Source organism: Ciceribacter thiooxidans, from assembly GCF_014126615.1.
Classification (GTDB): Bacteria; Pseudomonadota; Alphaproteobacteria; order Rhizobiales; family Rhizobiaceae; genus Allorhizobium; species Allorhizobium thiooxidans.
Map to the genome: position 1 here is coordinate 1,771,006 of NZ_CP059896.1, position 15,967 is coordinate 1,786,972.

Sequence of the window (15,967 nt, forward strand, 5' to 3'; positions counted from 1 at the left end):
GGAAGACGGCGGAGACCGACGAGAGACGCCGCCGGCACAGGTTTGCGCAAGCAATACCGGCGATTCCCGGCACGAGACAGCGGTTTTCCGCAACCCGGCCATTCCCTCAGCGCATGCCGTCGGGCCCGCCGCTCACCGAAATCATCAACCAGCTCCGTCCGCGCCGCTTGTACACTTCCGTCCAGCGACCGGCGACGGCCTGAGACGCGCCGCCTGCAGCCTCGACCTCCGCCTCGTAACGATAGTGCACGACGCCGACTTCGTGATCGAAGACCGTGACTTCAAGAGGCTGCAACCTGTAGCGGAGTATGCGCGGCGAACCCGGCCCGACGGACGTCACCGCCGCCTCGTAGTCATGCGGCCTGTCGAGGCCAGTCACCCAGCCGGTATAGTCGGGATGGAGAAGCTTGCGGACCGGTGCCGTCTCGCGCCGGCGGGCGAGCTCCCACAGCATCTCGACGTGCTCCCAGAGCAGCTGCTCCTCATCGCCGAGACGAGGTACCCCGCCGCTCTCATGCTCCATCTTCCGCTCCCCCAGTTTGCCGTCGACAGCACCGACGAGAAAACCCTCGCAGCGTGGCTGCGAGGGGTCAATTCACCTCTTCGTATAGCAAGGGACTACCACTCGAAGACCAACCGCTATTTCTTCTTCGGCACCTTGGGAACCGAGCCCCGTTTCTTCGGAGCCGGGCCTTCCTCGCTCGGCTCCTCTGCCGATGGTTTCGTCTTGCGGGCAGCCTTGGCCTTGCCGACGGTTTCGGCCTCCGCCTTCGGCTTGACCGGCGCGACATCCGGAACAGCATCGAGATCAAGAACCTCGGCGCCGGTCTCGTCCTTCTTGACTCCGACCTTGACGACGCCACCCTTCTTCAGCTTGCCGAAGAGGATCTCGTTGGCGAGCGGCTTCTTGATGTGCTCTTGAATGACCCGTGCCAGCGGACGGGCCCCCATCTTCTCATCGTAGCCACGAGTGGCGAGCCAGGCGATCGCTTCCGGCGCGAGGTCGAAGGTGACGTTGCGCTCGGAAAGCTGCGCCTCGAGCTGCATGACGAACTTCTGTACCACCTGGTGGATGACCTCGGTCGGTAGCGGGGCGAACTGGATCGTCGCATCGAGGCGGTTGCGGAACTCGGGAGTGAATAGGCGGTTGAGTGCTTCCTCTTCCTCGCCCGTCCGCTTGGACGAACCGAAACCGATCGCCGCCTTCGCGCCCTCCGACGCTCCGGCGTTGGTCGTCATGATCAGGATCACGTTGCGAAAGTCGATCTTCTTGCCATTGTGGTCGGTCAGCGAGCCGTGATCCATCACCTGCAACAGGATGTTGTAGATGTCCGGATGCGCCTTCTCGATCTCGTCGAGCAGGACGACCGAATGCGGGTGCTGGTCGACGCCGTCGGTCAGGAGACCGCCCTGGTCGAAGCCGACATAACCGGGAGGCGCACCGAGCAGCCGCGAGACGGTGTGGCGTTCCATATATTCCGACATATCGAAGCGCAGCAGTTCGACGCCGAGTGAAGCGGCAAGCTGCTTTGCGACTTCGGTCTTGCCCACACCCGTCGGGCCGGAGAAGACATAGCAGCCGATCGGCTTGTTCGGTTCGCGCAGGCCGGCGCGGGCAAGCTTGATCGACGTCGACAGCGCCTCGATCGCCTTGTCCTGGCCGTAGACCACCGAACGGAGCTCCTTCTCGAGATTGGCGAGCACCATCTCGTCGTCCTTGGAGACCGTCTTCGGCGGAATGCGCGCCATCGTCGCGATCGTCGCCTCGATCTCGCGCTCGGTGATCAGCTTGCGTCGCTTGGAAGCGGGCAGCAGCATCTGCGCCGCGCCGGTTTCGTCGATCACATCGATCGCCTTGTCCGGCAGCTTGCGGTCGGAGATGTAGCGCGCCGAAAGCTCGACCGCCGCCTTGATGGCCTCGTTCGTGTAGCGGAGCTTGTGATAGTCCTCGAAATAGGGCTTCAGGCCCTTCATGATCTCGATCGCGTCGTCGATCGAAGGCTCGTTGACGTCGATCTTCTGGAAGCGACGGACGAGCGCCCGGTCCTTCTCGAAGAACTGCCGGTATTCCTTGTAGGTCGTCGACCCGATACAGCGGATCGCACCCGAGGAGAGCGCCGGCTTCAGGAGGTTCGAGGCGTCCATGGCGCCGCCCGATGTCGCACCCGCACCGATGACAGTGTGGATCTCGTCGATAAAGAGCACGGCGCCCGGATACTCCTCGAGTTCCTTGACCACCTGCTTCAAGCGCTCCTCGAAGTCACCGCGGTACCGGGTGCCGGCGAGCAGCGTCCCCATGTCGAGCGAGAAGATCGTCGCATCCTTCAGCGCGTCGGGGACCTTGCCCTCGACGATGCGCTTGGCGAGACCTTCGGCGATCGCCGTCTTGCCGACGCCGGGATCGCCGACATAGAGCGGGTTGTTCTTGGAACGGCGGCAAAGCACCTGGATCGTGCGGTTGACCTCGTCGTTGCGGCCGATCAGCGGGTCGATCCGACCGGCGCGGGCCTTCTCGTTGAGGTTGACGCAGTAGGCCTTGAGGGCTTCCTGTTTGCCCTTGGAGGCGCCCTCTTCCTGGTCGCGCGCCTGCTTGGCCTCAGCTTCTCCCTCCTCGGCACCACGCGGCGGGCGAACCTGCGACGCGCCCGGACGCTTGCCGATGCCGTGGGAAATGTAGTTGACCGCGTCGTAGCGGGTCATTTCCTGCTCCTGCAGGAAATAGGCCGCGTGGCTCTCGCGCTCGGCGAAAATCGCAACCAGCACGTTGGCGCCGGTCACCTCTTCGCGGCCGGAGGACTGCACATGAATGACCGCGCGCTGGATGACACGCTGAAAGCCGGAGGTCGGCTTGGAATCCTCGTCATAACCCGTCACCAGGTTCGACAATTCGTTGTCGACATAGTCGCTTACAGTCTTACGAAGCACATCGAGGTTGACGTTGCACGCCCCCATCACGGCCGCCGCATCAGCATCGTCGATCAGCGCGAGCAGAAGGTGTTCGAGCGTGGCATATTCGTGATGCCGCTCGTTCGCGTAGGTCAGTGCCTGGTGCAGCGCCTTCTCGAGGCTCGGAGAAAATGTTGGCACGTCAAATCCTCACTTCTTTTCCATCACACATTGCAGCGGGTGCTCGTGCTGCCGGGCGAAATCCATCACCTGGCTGACCTTGGTTTCGGCAACCTCGTAGGTGAAGATGCCGCACTCCCCGACGCCATGATTGTGAACATGCAACATGATGCGCGTGGCCGCCTCCCTGTCCTTCTGGAAGAAGCGCTCCAGGATGTGGATCACGAATTCCATCGGGGTGTAGTCGTCGTTGAGCAGCAGCACGCGATACAGATTCGGCTTTTTGGTCTTCGGCTTCGTGCGCGTGATGACGGACGTGCCGCGACCCGCGTTGTCCCCGTCACCTTTCTGCTGCATGAAGACCGGCGTGGCGATCATGTTCTTCCATTCTCCAGTGGTTCGCCGGACGGCTGGCGCCGAAGCGAACACTTAGCACATTAAGGTAGTTCGTAATTTGGTGATTTTAAGCCCCCCGCAAAGGAGTGCAAACACATTTGCGTCGTAACGGCCGCGACCGCAGAGAAAAGCGGGGACAGCACAAGGGAGAACGCACAAGGCCGGCCACGGGTCCCGTGGCCGGCCTTGGTTTATTCGGATGCGCGATGGCGCGTAGGTTTGCCTCAGGCGGCCGTCGCGGCCGGGACACCGGCGGACTTCGACGCCTTCGCGGCCGGCGTCTCGTACGGCTTGTAGGCACTCTTGGCCAGGTCTGCGTACATTTCCGTCAGCTTCGTCGCCTCGGAAACGAAGCCCTCGTAGGCGCCCTTGACGAAATTCGTCTGCAGTTCGAGCGCACCTTCGACGCTCTTCACGCCTGTCAGGCTTTCCATATGCGCAACCGCATCCTGGAACGACTTCTTCGAATACTCGGTGGCTTCCGTCGCGATGGCCTGGAAGCCCTTCGCGATCTCTGCATAGTTCTTCAGCATCGCGTCCATGGCTTCCTTGCCCTTCGTGTTCGCATCATCGAAATTAAACATACGGCAGTGTCCCTTCTGCTTCATTTCGCTGCTGACCCACATAGCACATGCACAATTTTTGTCAATTGTTTTCCGCGATGCAATATCCCGCATTGGTTGTATACACCGGTAAAACAAAAGGCCGCCCGAGATGCGGAACGGCCCTTTTTGCTGATAAGGCAGACATATATCAGTAAATCTGCAACTTCAGGCTTAGAGATCGACGTCGAGGATCGCCATCGAGAAATTGTAGGAGAGATCGCCGTCCTCGTCGTCGCGGAAGACGACGCCGAGAAACTCGTCACCGAGATAGACTTCCGCGGAGTCGTCCTTGCGGGGACGAGCCTTGACCACGATGGCCGGGTTGAACGTCCGCTTGAAATAGGCGTCGAGCTTCTTGATTTCGTCGGGCTTCACTACAGTTCTCCATGGGGCGATTCAAGTTCGGGGCGCTTGTCGCACGGCCGCTCGGATGATGTAAAGACGCGGCTGCGGACAAATGACCACCGACCGGATCCCCTCGTCCGCCGTTATCGGCGCGGTTCTTCTGGTTCACGCCTCCGAGGCGAGTATCTGGTCCATCGAACGGGCCGGCTCGGCGCAGCCCGCCTCGCCCACGACCCGGGCCGGAACGCCGGCCACGGTCGAGCCCTTCGGAACCGGCTTCAAGACCACGGAGCCGGCAGCGACACGCGAGCAGCAACCGACCTCGATATTGCCGAGCACCTTCGCGCCCGCGCCGATCAGCACGCCGTCGCCGATCTTCGGGTGACGGTCGCTTCCCTCCTTGCCCGTACCGCCGAGGGTGACGCCGTGCAGGATCGAGACATTGTCGCCGATCCGCGCCGTCTCGCCGACAACGAGGCCCGTGGCATGGTCGAGGAATATCCCCTTGCCGATCCGTGCCGCCGGGTTGATATCCGTCTGGAAGACGCTGGAAGAGCGGCTCTGCAGATAGAGCGCGAAATCGCGCCGTCCGCGGTTCCAGAGCCAGTGTGCGAGGCGGTGGGTCTGGATTGCATGGAATCCCTTGAAATACAGGACCGGCTCCATGAAACGCGTGCAGGCAGGGTCACGGTCGTAGACCGCCTGGATGTCGACGCGCATGATCTGGCCCCATTCCGGCCAGTCCCTCACCATTTCCTCGAACGTCTGCCGCAGCAGGATCGCCTGAAGGTCCGCATGATCGAGCCGTTCGCAGATCCGGTAGATGACGCAGTCTTCAAGCGAGCGATGGTTGAGGACAGTCGAATAGAGAAAGGCGGCCAGGAGCGGATCATGCTCGGCTGCCGTGCGGGCCTCGTGGCGAAGCGAATCCCAGATGGGGTCCATCGACTTGATATGTTCGCCGTGGAGGACTTCTGTCTTTGCGGCCATTGCCGGTCTCCTCTGTTCCATCGCCTGTATATTATATAGGCTAACGCCGACGCAAACCAGATGGGCAGGACCGATGAAGCAAATCCGTGATTTCGCTGCAGGAAGAATTCGCGCCGAAAGCCGCGAAGGCATCGGCTTCCTGACCATCGACAATCCGGAGCGCAAGAACGCCATCACCGCGGCCATGTGGCGGGCGATCCCGGACGCCATTCACTGGCTGTGCGGTGAGGCCGGCGCGCGCGCGATCGTGCTGTCGGGTGCAGGCGAACACGATTTCAGCGCGGGCGCCGATATTTCCGAGTTCCCCGTCGTACGCAACGACACCGCGACCGCACGGCTTTATGAGGCCGACAACAGTGCAGCCTTCGCCGCTGTCAGGGAAGCGCGTGTGCCCGTCATCGCCGCGATCCGCGGCATCTGCTACGGCGGCGGCTTCGGACTTGCGGCGGCGTGCGACATCAGGATCGCCGACGAGACGGCGGCCTTTGCGGTGCCGGCCGCGCGCCTCGGCCTCGCCTATCCGGCCGACGCCGTTCAGGACTTTGCGCGATCGCTCGGCGATCAGATGGCGCGCAAGGTGCTCTATACCGGGCGCGCAATGCGCACCGCCGAACTGCTCGCCTGCGGCTTCCTGCTCGACGTCACGGCGCCGGAGACGCTGAGCGACAGGGTTTTCGCGCTCGCCGAGATGATCGCCTCCAATGCCCCGCTTTCGGTGCAGGCGTCGAAGCTCGCCCTGAGAGCCGTCGCTGAAGTCGATGACGACCTTCTGCGCGAAGCGGAGGTTGTCGGAGCCTCGACCTTCGACAGCGCCGACTATGCCGAGGGCCGGCGCGCCTTCTCGGAAAAGCGTAAACCGGTGTTCACCGGTGAGTAGACGAGGCGACGGTCACTGGCGACCGATCTCGCGATAGAAATCAAGCACGGCCTTCTTGAAGACCTTGTCACCGACCGCAAGCATATGGTCGCGGTTCGGAATATCGACCGCCCTCGCGTCCGGCATCAGCGCCGCCAGTTCCTCCGGAGAACCGGCGATGTCGTCCCTGGTGCCGACGGCGATCAAGGTCGGGACATCGACGCGCGCGATATCGGCGCGATCGACGAGCACGCGGGACTCCTGGATGCAGGCGGCGAGCGCAATGCGATCACTGCGGGTCTGTTCGGCAAAGGCCCGGAACATTCGTCCCCTCTCATGGGTCACGTCGGAAATCGACGGCGCCAGCAACGCCTCGGCGATCGGATCCCAGTCGCCGACGCCATCGCAGAGCCCGATGCCGAGCCCGCCGAAGACCAGCGAACGCACGCGGTGGGGATGCTCGAGCGCCATGAAGGCGGAAATCCTGGCCCCCATCGAATAGCCCATCACGTCGGCATCGGGCAGGCCGAGATGGGTCAGCAATGCGGCGGCATCCGCCGCCATCCGCGACGGATGATAGGCCTCCGGCTCATGCGGCCGATCGCTGGCTCCATGGCCGCGATTGTCGATTGCGATGACGCGGTAGCCGGCCTCCCCCAGCGTCTTCAGCCAGCCCGGATGAACCCAGTTCACCGTCGCCGTCGAGGCAAACCCGTGGATCAGCAGGATCGGCGGGCCGGACGGATCGCCGGCATCGAAATAGGCGAGCTGCAAGCCGTCGTGATAGAAAAGGGAGAATGCCGGCGCATTCAGGTTCATCGCTTCGATCCATGTCTTATTCGGGGCGTGACGGCGCGCACCTTAGTGAAACGTGCCCGCGCATCAAAGGCGCATTGCTCTCTTTTCTGTGGGTTTGGCGCGTGTTTGTCTCTACACATTCGCGGCGAAGGAGGATAATGTCCGCCGCAAAGCAAAAAGGCATTCGGAGAGACATATGGCCGGGCACACCATTCCCCACTTCCAGAACGACGGCGGACACCGCATGATCGAGATCGGCGTGAAGGAGTTCATGTGCACGGGCGCTTCCGCTCCCTTCGATCACCCGCACATCTTCATCGACATGGGCGACGACAACGAAAAGGTCTGCTCCTACTGCTCGACCCTCTATCGCTATAACCCGTCGCTGAAGGCCGAACAGACCGACCCCGCCGGTTGCGTCTATCACGTCAAGGCGGCCTGACGCCCCCCGCATTCCACGATCGGCAAGGCCATGTCCACCAACGTCGTCGCCATCATCGGAGCCGGGATGGCGGGGCTTACGGCTGCCCTGTCGCTGGCGCGACACGGGATCCGTAGCGAAATCCTCGAACAGGCACCACAGCTCGGCGAGGTCGGAGCCGGCCTGCAGATTTCGCCCAATGCCTCGCGAATCCTTCGCGAACTCGGCGTCCTCGGCGAGATCGAGAAGCGGTGGTGCGAGCCGCAAGAAATCCGGTTGAAATCCGGCGTGACACTTGGGGCACTGGCCGCCGTCCCGGTCGGCGCCTTCGCACGGGAGCGCTGGGGCGCACCCTACGGCGTCCTGCACCGATCGACGCTGCAACAGGCGCTGCTTTCGGCGGTCTTGCGCAATCCGCTCTGCAAGGTTCACCTCGGCTGTCACATCGAAAAGCCGGGCGACACGGAGATCGCCCGCGCGATCGGTGAGCAGCCGGATCTCGTCATCGGCGCCGACGGCGTCTGGTCGAGAGCCCGCGCCCGCATCCCCGGGGCACCGAAGTCATCCTTTTCCGGCAACATCGCCTGGCGCTTCACGATCGCAGGAGGAGGCGCGCCGAACTTCCTCGATCCGCTGAATGTCACTGCCCTCCTCGGCCCGAACAGCCACCTCGTCTGTTACCCGCTGAAAGAGATCGGCGGTTTCAACGTCGTGGCGATCGCCGCGGGCGTCGACCCCGGAGAAACCTGGTCGGAGGAAGGCAGCGAGCGACAGAGGCGCACGCTCACCGAGCAATTCTCCGGGTGGAACCCCGCTATCCGGACCCTGCTTTCGAGTTTGCGCGGCGCAACCTTCTGGCCGCTCTACCAGGCGGGCCCTGGCCGATGGCAGAACGGTCGCGACACGGTGCTGATCGGTGATGCGGCGCATGCGATGATGCCGTTTGCGGCGCAGGGGGCGGCGATGGCCATCGAAGACGCCTTCGAACTTGCCGGTCTCGTCGCGCGCACGCCGCTCCCCGAAGCACTCGCAACCTACGAGAACGTTCGCCAGGCGCGCGCCGCGCGTGTCGGCAAACGCGGTGCGTTCAACCGCTTCGCCTATCATGCGCGCGGCCCTGTGCGCATCGCCCGCGACCTAGTGCTTGCGACACGATCGCCGCAGAGCCTCGCCGCCGATCTGGACTGGCTCTACGGCTATCACGCAAAGGGCTGACGTCAGGCCGCGACGGCAGCCCTGAACCCGCGTTCGAGGTCGGCGATGATGTCCTCGACGTTCTCCAGCCCGATCTGCAGGCGAATGACCGGACCTTCGGCCGGCGCGGTGCGAATCTTGCGGTCGGAGAGGTCGACCATGACAGCCAGGCTCTCGTAGCCGCCCCAGGAATAGCCGAGCCCGAAGAGCGAGAGTTCATTGAGGAAGGCCCGCGCCTTCGGCTTGAAGTTTTCCCGCTCATCCACCTTCAGGACGAAGGAGAAGATGCCGCTCGCGCCCTTGAAGTCCCGCTTCCAGATGTCGTGGCCGGGGCAACTCGGCAGGCCCGGGTGCAGGACCGTCGCGACGTCGTCGCGAGCCTCAAGCCACCTGGCGACAGAAAGTGCGCTTCTGTTGTGATGTTCCAGCCGGAGATTCATCGTCCGCAGCCCGCGCAGGATCATGTAGGAATCGTCCGGCGAGCCGCAGATGCCGAGCGTGCCGTTTGCTTCCTTCAGCTGCGGCCAGTGGGCGGCATTGGCCGAGACCGTTCCCATCAGGATGTCGGAATGGCCGGACGGGTACTTCGTCGCCGCATGGATCGATATGTCGACGCCGAAATCGAGCGGCTTGAAATAGAGCGGCGTCGCCCAGGTATTGTCCATCGTGACGACACAGCCATGCCTGTGCGCAGCCTCGGAGATCGCGCGGATATCCTGCATCTCGAAGGTGTTGGAACCCGGTGCCTCCGTGTGGACGAGTTTCGTATTCGGCCGGATCAGCGCCTCGATCCCGGACCCGATCGCCGGATCGTAGTATTCGACGGTCACGCCGAGGCGGATCAGCATCGTGTCGCAGAAGTGGCGGCAGGGGCCGTAGACCGAATCGACGATGAGTGCGTGATCGCCGGCCGACAGGAAAGCGAGGAACGGGACCGTGATCGCCGCAAGGCCGCTCGGGACCAGAATGGTGCCGGCCGACCCTTCGAGCTCGTCGATCGCCTCGCAGAGCGCGTCCGTCGTCGGCGTGCCCCGCGTGCCATAGGTATACTTCTGCGACCGCGTTTCCATGGTCTCCACATTCGGGAACAGAACGGTCGAGGCATGGACCACGGGAGGGTTGACGAAGCCGTAATAGCTCATCGGATCATGGCCGACGTGGCACAAGCGCGTGTCCGTACCGGCGGCCGCCAGCATCTCTTTTCTGTCTCTCATGAGAACCAAGCCTTTCCTCGGGGATATGACGAGCGGATTTGTCGTATCCTCGAGGAAGGACGTCAAGGCGCGTCGAGGCATCCTCAACCGGAGTTTCGATGGTGGTTATGCGGTAAATCGGTGCTTTTTTAGCCAATTTCCGATTTTTTCCGCCATTTTCTGCCTGATTTTGATGCGGATAAGGCATTTTTCCAATTTTCTGCCCCATTTCGCGGACCGCAGTCTTGACCGTGGTTCATTTTAAGACTGTGATAGCGCGGCTCGCACCGGGAGGTCAGCGGGCCGGCGGAGGCATGAAATCGTTACAGCGAAGCGTGACCGTCGAATATTTCAAGAACAATAGACAAAGGTTGGGAAAAATGAACAAGAAGCTTCTGTCAGTCGCTCTCGGCGCTGCAGTCGTCGGCTTTGGCGCACCGGCTGCATTCGCCGGCACGCTCGACGACGTGAAGGCAAAGGGTTTCGTGCAGTGCGGCGTAAACGGCTCCAATCTCGCCGGCTTTGGCGCCCAGGACTCCTCGGGCAACTGGTCCGGCCTTGACGTCGATGTGTGCCGTGCCGTTGCCGCTGCCGTTTTCGGCGATGCGACCAAGGTCAAGTACACCCCTCTCTCGGCTAAGGACCGCTTCCCGGCCCTGCAGTCGGGCGAAATCGACATGCTGGCCCGTAACACGACCTGGACCGCCAGCCGCGACTCGCAGCTCGGCTTCGACTTCCGCGTCGTCAACTATTACGACGGTCAGGGCTTCATGGTTCCGAAGAGCCTCAACGTAAAGTCGGCACTCGAGCTCTCGGGCGCTGCCGTCTGCGTTCAGTCCGGCACGACGACCGAACTCAACCTCGCCGACTATTTCAAGGCCAACGGCCTCGAGTACAAGCCGGTCGTGTTCGAAAAGCAGGAAGAAGTCGACGCCGCCTATCAGTCCGGCCGTTGCGACGTTTACACGACCGACCAGTCCGGCCTGTATTCGATCCGTCTGTCGCTGGCCAACCCCGACGATCATATGGTTCTGCCGGAAATCATCTCCAAGGAACCGCTCGGCCCGGCCGTTCGCCAGAACGACTCCAAGTGGCTCGACGTCGTAACCTGGGCCCATTTCGCCATGGTCGCTAGCGAAGAGTTCGGCATCACTTCCGCCAACGTCGACGAAATGGCGAAGTCCGAAAACCCGGACATCAAGCGCTTCCTCGGCGAGGAAAAGGACCAGACCATCGGCAAGGACCTCGGCCTTGACGAAAAGTGGGCCTACAACATCGTCAAGCAGGTCGGCAACTACGGCGAGTCCTTCGAGCGCAACGTCGGCGCGGGCAGCCCGCTGAAGATCGAGCGCGGCCTGAACGCCCTGTGGACCAAGGGCGGTCTGCAGTACGCTCCGCCGATCCGCTAAGCGGTCGCAACCAGCATACCGGGAAGGCGCCTCGGCGCCTTTCCGATCGACAGAGTGAAAAAAGGCAGCTACGAAAAATGATGGCTGCGAACAGGGGATAATGCATGGCAGTGGTCGCCTCGGGCCGGGACGGCAATAGCCGTTCGGTGCACTCTTTGCTGTACAATCCAGCTTTCCGTCAGTTCGTCTATCAGGGACTGACTCTTGTCTTCATCATCTGGCTGTTCTGGTTTGCCGGAACCAACGCCGCCCAGAACCTCGCCCGCGCCAACATGACGGCCGGGTTCGAATTTCTGAGGAACCGCGCGGGCTTCGACATCGCCCAGACGCCGATCGCCTACTCAAGCGACAATACGTATCTGCAGGCGCTCACGGTCGGCCTCGTCAACACCTTGATCATCGCCGTGAGCGGGATCATCACGGCGAGCATCATCGGCCTGATCGTCGGCATCGGTCGACTGTCGCACAACTGGCTGATCTCCCGCCTTGCGACCGTGTATGTCGAGATATTCCGCAACATCCCGCCGCTGCTCGTGATCTTCTTCTGGTACAAGGGCGTACTGTCGCTGTTGCCGGAGGTCCGCTCGGCGCTGGCACTGCCGCTCTCCGTCTTCGTGAGCAACCGCGGCATATACATGCCGGCACCGGTCTTCGGCGAGGGCATAGGGCTTGTCGTCGCCGCCTTTGTCGCAGGCATCGTGGCCGCGATCCTTTACTCGCGGTGGGCGACGAAGAGACAGCTCGCTACGGGCAAGCGTCCGCCGGTCCTCTGGACCAACATAGCATTGATCGTCGGATTGCCGCTCGTCGTCTTCGTCGTCCTCGGTGCGCCGATCACTTTCGACATTCCGGAGCTCGGCAAGTTCAACATGCGCGGCGGCACCGTCATCGGTCCGGAGTTCCTGTCGCTTTACATGGCACTGTCCTTCTACACGGCGGCGTTCATCGCCGAGATCGTGCGCGCCGGCATCCGCGGCGTGTCGAAGGGCCAGACGGAAGCTGCGAGCGCGCTCGGCTTGCGCAGCGGTCCGACGACGCGTCTCGTCGTTCTGCCACAGGCGCTGCGGATCATCATTCCGCCGCTCACCTCGCAGTACCTGAACCTGACCAAGAACTCCTCGCTTGCCGTTGCCATCGGTTATGCCGATCTGGTCGCGGTCGGCGGCACGATCCTCAACCAGTCGGGCCATTCGATCGAGATCATCGCGATCTGGATGCTGATCTACGTGTCGATCAGCCTCGCGACCTCTCTCTTCATGAACTGGTTCAACGCCAAGATGGCTCTGGTGGAGCGCTGACATGAGCGAAAACAACGTCTCCTATCTCCGCCAGGAGTTCCTGGCACCCCGCCCCGCCCCGCTGAGTGATCGCTCGGTGTTCGGCTGGGCCCGCAAGAACCTGTTTGCGAGCCCGCTCGACGCGGTCACGTCGGTCATCTTCGGCACGATCATCGTCTGGTTCGTCGTGTCGACGTTCGACTGGCTGTTCATCTCGGCGGTCTGGACCGGCGAAGGCCGCGCAGACTGCGCCACAATCGCCCAGGGCGGGATCCAGCCGAATGGCTGGAGTGGCGCCTGCTGGGCCTATGTCGGCGACTGGTTCACCCAGTTCATGGTCGGCTCCTATCCCCGCGATCAGCTGTGGCGTCCGATCCTTGTCGCCGTCCTCTTCGTGGGCCTGCTCGTTCCGCTGCTGGTTCCTTCAGTGCCGCGCAAGGGGCTCAACGCCCTTCTGCTCTTTGTTGCGCTGCCGATCGTCGCCTATGTGCTGCTACTCGGCGGCTGGTTCGGCCTCTCCCATGTGGAAACCAGCCAGTGGGGCGGCCTGATGGTGACGCTGCTGCTGTCCTTCGTCGGCATCGTCGTCTCCCTGCCCTTCGGCATCGTGCTCGCGCTCGGGCGTCGCTCCGACATGCCGATCGTACGCTCCGCCTCGATCGGCTTCATCGAGCTCGTCCGCGGCGTGCCGCTGATCACCGTGCTCTTCATGGCGAGCGTGCTGCTGCCGCTCTTCCTGACGCCCGGCAACAACATCGACAAGTTCGTGCGCGCACTTGTCGGCGTCTCGATCTTCGCCTCGGCCTACATGGCCGAAGTCATCCGCGGCGGCCTGCAGGCCATTCCGAAAGGTCAGTACGAAGGGGCTGACTCGCTCGGCCTTACCTACTGGCAGAAGATGATCCTGATCATCATGCCGCAGGCGATCAAGCTGGTCATTCCGGGCATCGTCAACACCTTCATCGGCATGTTCAAGGACACCTCGCTCGTGTCGATCATCAACATGTACGACCTGCTCGGCATCGTGAAGGCGAGCTTCGGCGACGCCAGCTGGCTGACACCGGTGACGCCGCTCACCGGCCTGATCTTCGCCGGCTTCGTATTCTGGCTGTTCTGTTTCGGGATGTCGCGCTACTCGGCTTTCGTCGAGCGCCGCCTGGACAGAGGCCACAAGAGATAAATGAGAGGAACAAACATGGCCCAGCAAGCCGTTCAACCCGGAATTTCGCAGACGGAAGTCGCGGTCGAAATCGTCAACATGAACAAGTGGTACGGGGATTTCCACGTGCTGCGCGACGTCAACCTCAAGGTCATGAAGGGCGAGCGCATCGTCATCGCCGGTCCCTCGGGCTCCGGCAAGTCGACCATGATCCGCTGCATCAACCGGCTTGAGGAGCATCAGGCCGGACAGATCGTCGTCGACGGCATCGAACTCACCAACGACCTGAAGAAGATCGATGAAGTCCGTCGCGAAGTCGGCATGGTGTTCCAGCACTTCAACCTCTTCCCGCACCTGACGATCCTCGAGAACTGCACGCTTGCCCCGATCTGGGTTCGCAAGATGCCGAAGAAGGAAGCCGAGGAAGTCGCCATGCACTTCCTGACGCGCGTGAAGATCCCGGAGCAGGCCAACAAGTACCCGGGCCAGCTCTCCGGCGGCCAGCAGCAGCGCGTGGCGATCGCGCGCGCGCTCTGCATGAAGCCGAAGATCATGCTCTTCGACGAGCCGACCTCTGCGCTCGACCCGGAAATGGTCAAGGAAGTTCTCGATACCATGGTGGGTCTCGCCGAAGAGGGCATGACCATGCTCTGCGTGACGCACGAAATGGGCTTCGCCCGCCAGGTCGCGAACCGCGTGATCTTCATGGACCAGGGTCAGATCGTCGAACAGAACTCGCCGGCCGAGTTCTTCGACAATCCGCAGCACGAGCGCACGAAGCTGTTCCTGAGCCAGATCCTGCACTGAGCGGCAGGCTCCGCGCCGATACGAAAACCCGCCCGGCTGGTCGCCGCGGCGGGTTTTTCTTTGCTTCCCGGCCGTTCGCGAACGCGACCTAAGGACACCAGCCCTTGCGTTCCCCGGTTCGCGGCGCCGCCAGCCCTTCATTGAGCAGGATCGCTCCGAGCGAGCGGCCATTGCGCAGGACGACCTTGAATTCACTGCCCGAAGCGGCGACCGGCATGCCCGGAGCGACGAGATCGAAGGCGCCGGCGTTGAGCAACTCCTTGAGCCGGACCTTGGCGGCAAAGCCCTTGTCGCGTTCCGTCTGGCACTTCGCCCTCTCGGTCTGCGGCGCGACGGCATCGGCGAGCACGATCCTCGTCTTGCGATGCCAGAAGGTGTCGCCACTCGCGACACAATTGTCGAGCCCGGATGTCCCGCAATAGTAGAAGGTCGCGGCAAATCCCCTGCCCTCAATAGCGCCCTCGCTTGGCCGTTGCTGCGGCAGCGCTTGCGGCAAGGTCTTGCCCACGGGCGCGGGCGGGATCAGCGCCGCCGTCGTTCGCCCCGGTTCGGACTTCGGCTTCGGTGACGCACCGACAGGCGCCGGCGGAACGGGCTTCGCGGACGATGATTTGCTCGCGGTGGCGCTGTCCGCTTTCTTACCGGTTCCGCCACTCTTCGGCTGCACCAGAGCGGCAATCCTCGGCCAGTTCGCCTGCCACTGGTCACGATTGTCGTAAACGGCGATGGCGCCGGCAACGACGATCAGCGCGCCAGCCCATGGCCAGAGACTGCGGGACGAACGCGAGCTGGACGACTTGCGCCGCTTGCGCGGCGCGCGCTTGGATGACGAAGACGGAGAACGAGCCATGCGAATACCTCACGTCCCGCCCTTATCACGGCACGGGAGTCGTCGCCAGAGGGCGCGGGAACGGGACAGGAACAAGGTGACAATGGGCACCGCGACGATGGGCGCGGGAGCGGGAAAACCGGAGGATTGGCGACCCCTGTTGGACTCGAACCAACGACAACCTGCTTAGAAGGCAGGTGCTCTATCCAGCTGAGCTAAGGGGCCTCCGTGCGCCACCTCTGTCCGGCGGACGGCGACGGTCCTGAAAGGCCGGACGCGGTCAGTGCGTCCAGGGCTGCAGGCGGTTATAACGGAAATTGTCGGTATAGGATACGACCTGGCGCTTGGCTTCCTTGGGCAGGATCACCCGGTATTCGATGCCGTTGCGCCTAGCGAAAGCCTCTGCCTGTTCGAGCGTCTCGAAGGTGACCTTGACCTGCTGGCGCGTATCGGCCGAGCTCGTATAGCCCATCATCGGCTCGACCTTGCGCGGCACTTCCTGCTCGTATTCGAGCAGCCAGAACTGCGTCTTGGCCTTACCCGACTGCATGGCGGTCTTGGCGGGGCGATAAATCTTGGCGGTCATGTCGCAACGAGCTCCAAAGGACTGCGAAGGAAGATC

Annotated in this window: 17 protein-coding genes and 1 tRNA gene; 7 read left to right on the plus strand and 11 right to left on the minus strand. The window is 62.7% G+C overall.

Annotated features, from left to right (window positions below; genetic code table 11):
- Positions 1-106 precede the first annotated feature (106 nt).
- The 6 genes from H4I97_RS08410 to cysE all read right to left on the minus strand — a co-directional run bounded on the left by H4I97_RS08410 (position 107) and on the right by cysE (position 5,402).
- A complete protein-coding gene (locus H4I97_RS08410) occupies positions 107-523 on the minus strand; it encodes a nuclear transport factor 2 family protein (RefSeq protein WP_182307438.1) in 417 nt (138 codons plus the stop codon).
- A 116-nt stretch (positions 524-639) separates the two neighbouring features.
- Entirely contained in the window at positions 640-3,087 is a 2,448-nt protein-coding gene (gene clpA / locus H4I97_RS08415) for an ATP-dependent Clp protease ATP-binding subunit ClpA (protein ID WP_182307439.1), read from the minus strand.
- Positions 3,088-3,096: 9 nt separating this feature from the next.
- On the minus strand, positions 3,097-3,444 hold the full coding sequence (gene clpS, locus H4I97_RS08420) for an ATP-dependent Clp protease adapter ClpS (protein ID WP_182307440.1): 348 nt from the start codon (positions 3,442-3,444) through the stop codon (positions 3,097-3,099).
- A gap of 242 nt (positions 3,445-3,686) precedes the next feature.
- Entirely contained in the window at positions 3,687-4,046 is a 360-nt protein-coding gene (locus H4I97_RS08425; protein WP_182307441.1) for a phasin family protein, read from the minus strand.
- 192 nt (positions 4,047-4,238) lie between these two features.
- Positions 4,239-4,442, minus strand: coding sequence for a DUF3126 family protein (locus H4I97_RS08430; protein WP_182307442.1), 204 nt, complete (start codon positions 4,440-4,442; stop codon positions 4,239-4,241).
- 135 nt (positions 4,443-4,577) lie between these two features.
- Positions 4,578-5,402: a serine O-acetyltransferase gene (gene cysE, locus H4I97_RS08435; RefSeq protein ID WP_182307443.1), complete on the minus strand. Its 825-nt coding sequence runs from the start codon at positions 5,400-5,402 to the stop codon at positions 4,578-4,580.
- 73 nt (positions 5,403-5,475) lie between these two features.
- Here cysE and H4I97_RS08440 point away from each other — a divergent pair, with 73 nt between their 5' ends.
- The gene (locus H4I97_RS08440) at positions 5,476-6,279 is read left to right on the plus strand and encodes an enoyl-CoA hydratase-related protein (RefSeq protein ID WP_182307444.1); all 804 of its coding nucleotides are present in this window, start codon (positions 5,476-5,478) and stop codon (positions 6,277-6,279) included.
- 12 nt (positions 6,280-6,291) lie between these two features.
- Here the strand turns inward: H4I97_RS08440 and H4I97_RS08445 are convergent, their stop codons facing one another.
- Positions 6,292-7,077: an alpha/beta fold hydrolase gene (locus tag H4I97_RS08445; protein ID WP_182307445.1), complete on the minus strand. Its 786-nt coding sequence runs from the start codon at positions 7,075-7,077 to the stop codon at positions 6,292-6,294.
- Between the two features lie 175 nt (positions 7,078-7,252).
- Here H4I97_RS08445 and H4I97_RS08450 point away from each other — a divergent pair, with 175 nt between their 5' ends.
- Entirely contained in the window at positions 7,253-7,498 is a 246-nt protein-coding gene (locus H4I97_RS08450) for a zinc-finger domain-containing protein (protein WP_182307446.1), read from the plus strand.
- 30 nt (positions 7,499-7,528) lie between these two features.
- A complete protein-coding gene (locus H4I97_RS08455; protein WP_182307447.1) occupies positions 7,529-8,692 on the plus strand; it encodes an FAD-dependent monooxygenase in 1,164 nt (387 codons plus the stop codon).
- A gap of 2 nt (positions 8,693-8,694) precedes the next feature.
- Here H4I97_RS08455 and H4I97_RS08460 read toward each other — a convergent pair whose 3' ends face one another.
- On the minus strand, positions 8,695-9,885 hold the full coding sequence (locus tag H4I97_RS08460; protein ID WP_182307448.1) for a cystathionine beta-lyase: 1,191 nt from the start codon (positions 9,883-9,885) through the stop codon (positions 8,695-8,697).
- A gap of 359 nt (positions 9,886-10,244) precedes the next feature.
- Here H4I97_RS08460 and H4I97_RS08465 point away from each other — a divergent pair, with 359 nt between their 5' ends.
- From H4I97_RS08465 to H4I97_RS08480, 4 genes are all read left to right on the plus strand, one after another.
- Positions 10,245-11,273: an amino acid ABC transporter substrate-binding protein gene (locus H4I97_RS08465; protein ID WP_182307449.1), complete on the plus strand. Its 1,029-nt coding sequence runs from the start codon at positions 10,245-10,247 to the stop codon at positions 11,271-11,273.
- A 104-nt stretch (positions 11,274-11,377) separates the two neighbouring features.
- Positions 11,378-12,571, plus strand: a complete 1,194-nt coding sequence (locus H4I97_RS08470) for an amino acid ABC transporter permease (protein WP_182307450.1) — start codon at positions 11,378-11,380, stop codon at positions 12,569-12,571.
- Position 12,572: 1 nt separating this feature from the next.
- Entirely contained in the window at positions 12,573-13,730 is a 1,158-nt protein-coding gene (locus tag H4I97_RS08475) for an amino acid ABC transporter permease (RefSeq protein WP_182307451.1), read from the plus strand.
- 15 nt (positions 13,731-13,745) lie between these two features.
- Positions 13,746-14,516: an amino acid ABC transporter ATP-binding protein gene (locus tag H4I97_RS08480; protein WP_182307452.1), complete on the plus strand. Its 771-nt coding sequence runs from the start codon at positions 13,746-13,748 to the stop codon at positions 14,514-14,516.
- 88 nt (positions 14,517-14,604) lie between these two features.
- Here H4I97_RS08480 and H4I97_RS08485 read toward each other — a convergent pair whose 3' ends face one another.
- The 3 genes from H4I97_RS08485 to H4I97_RS08495 all read right to left on the minus strand — a co-directional run bounded on the left by H4I97_RS08485 (position 14,605) and on the right by H4I97_RS08495 (position 15,931).
- On the minus strand, positions 14,605-15,366 hold the full coding sequence (locus H4I97_RS08485; RefSeq protein ID WP_182307453.1) for a nuclease: 762 nt from the start codon (positions 15,364-15,366) through the stop codon (positions 14,605-14,607).
- Between the two features lie 127 nt (positions 15,367-15,493).
- Positions 15,494-15,570: transfer RNA gene (locus H4I97_RS08490), tRNA-Arg, on the minus strand.
- Between the two features lie 55 nt (positions 15,571-15,625).
- Positions 15,626-15,931 (minus strand): ETC complex I subunit, encoded by a 306-nt coding sequence (locus H4I97_RS08495; protein WP_182307454.1) that lies wholly within the window; start codon positions 15,929-15,931, stop codon positions 15,626-15,628.
- Positions 15,932-15,967: the final 36 nt, after the last annotated feature.

What these genes read in the sequence shown, in the direction of transcription:
- H4I97_RS08410 (WP_182307438.1), bottom strand. Translation starts at nt 523, where the DNA reads ATGGAGCATGAGAGCGGCGGGGTACCTCGTCTCGGCGATGAGGAGCAG.
- clpS (WP_182307440.1), bottom strand. Translation starts at nt 3,444, where the DNA reads ATGATCGCCACGCCGGTCTTCATGCAGCAGAAAGGTGACGGGGACAAC.
- H4I97_RS08425 (WP_182307441.1), bottom strand. Translation starts at nt 4,046, where the DNA reads ATGTTTAATTTCGATGATGCGAACACGAAGGGCAAGGAAGCCATGGAC.
- cysE (WP_182307443.1), bottom strand. Translation starts at nt 5,402, where the DNA reads ATGGCCGCAAAGACAGAAGTCCTCCACGGCGAACATATCAAGTCGATG.
- H4I97_RS08440 (WP_182307444.1), top strand. Translation starts at nt 5,476, where the DNA reads ATGAAGCAAATCCGTGATTTCGCTGCAGGAAGAATTCGCGCCGAAAGC.
- H4I97_RS08445 (WP_182307445.1), bottom strand. Translation starts at nt 7,077, where the DNA reads ATGAACCTGAATGCGCCGGCATTCTCCCTTTTCTATCACGACGGCTTG.
- H4I97_RS08450 (WP_182307446.1), top strand. Translation starts at nt 7,253, where the DNA reads ATGGCCGGGCACACCATTCCCCACTTCCAGAACGACGGCGGACACCGC.
- H4I97_RS08455 (WP_182307447.1), top strand. Translation starts at nt 7,529, where the DNA reads ATGTCCACCAACGTCGTCGCCATCATCGGAGCCGGGATGGCGGGGCTT.
- H4I97_RS08460 (WP_182307448.1), bottom strand. Translation starts at nt 9,885, where the DNA reads ATGAGAGACAGAAAAGAGATGCTGGCGGCCGCCGGTACGGACACGCGC.
- H4I97_RS08465 (WP_182307449.1), top strand. Translation starts at nt 10,245, where the DNA reads ATGAACAAGAAGCTTCTGTCAGTCGCTCTCGGCGCTGCAGTCGTCGGC.
- H4I97_RS08470 (WP_182307450.1), top strand. Translation starts at nt 11,378, where the DNA reads ATGGCAGTGGTCGCCTCGGGCCGGGACGGCAATAGCCGTTCGGTGCAC.
- H4I97_RS08475 (WP_182307451.1), top strand. Translation starts at nt 12,573, where the DNA reads ATGAGCGAAAACAACGTCTCCTATCTCCGCCAGGAGTTCCTGGCACCC.
- H4I97_RS08480 (WP_182307452.1), top strand. Translation starts at nt 13,746, where the DNA reads ATGGCCCAGCAAGCCGTTCAACCCGGAATTTCGCAGACGGAAGTCGCG.
- H4I97_RS08485 (WP_182307453.1), bottom strand. Translation starts at nt 15,366, where the DNA reads ATGGCTCGTTCTCCGTCTTCGTCATCCAAGCGCGCGCCGCGCAAGCGG.
- H4I97_RS08495 (WP_182307454.1), bottom strand. Translation starts at nt 15,931, where the DNA reads ATGACCGCCAAGATTTATCGCCCCGCCAAGACCGCCATGCAGTCGGGT.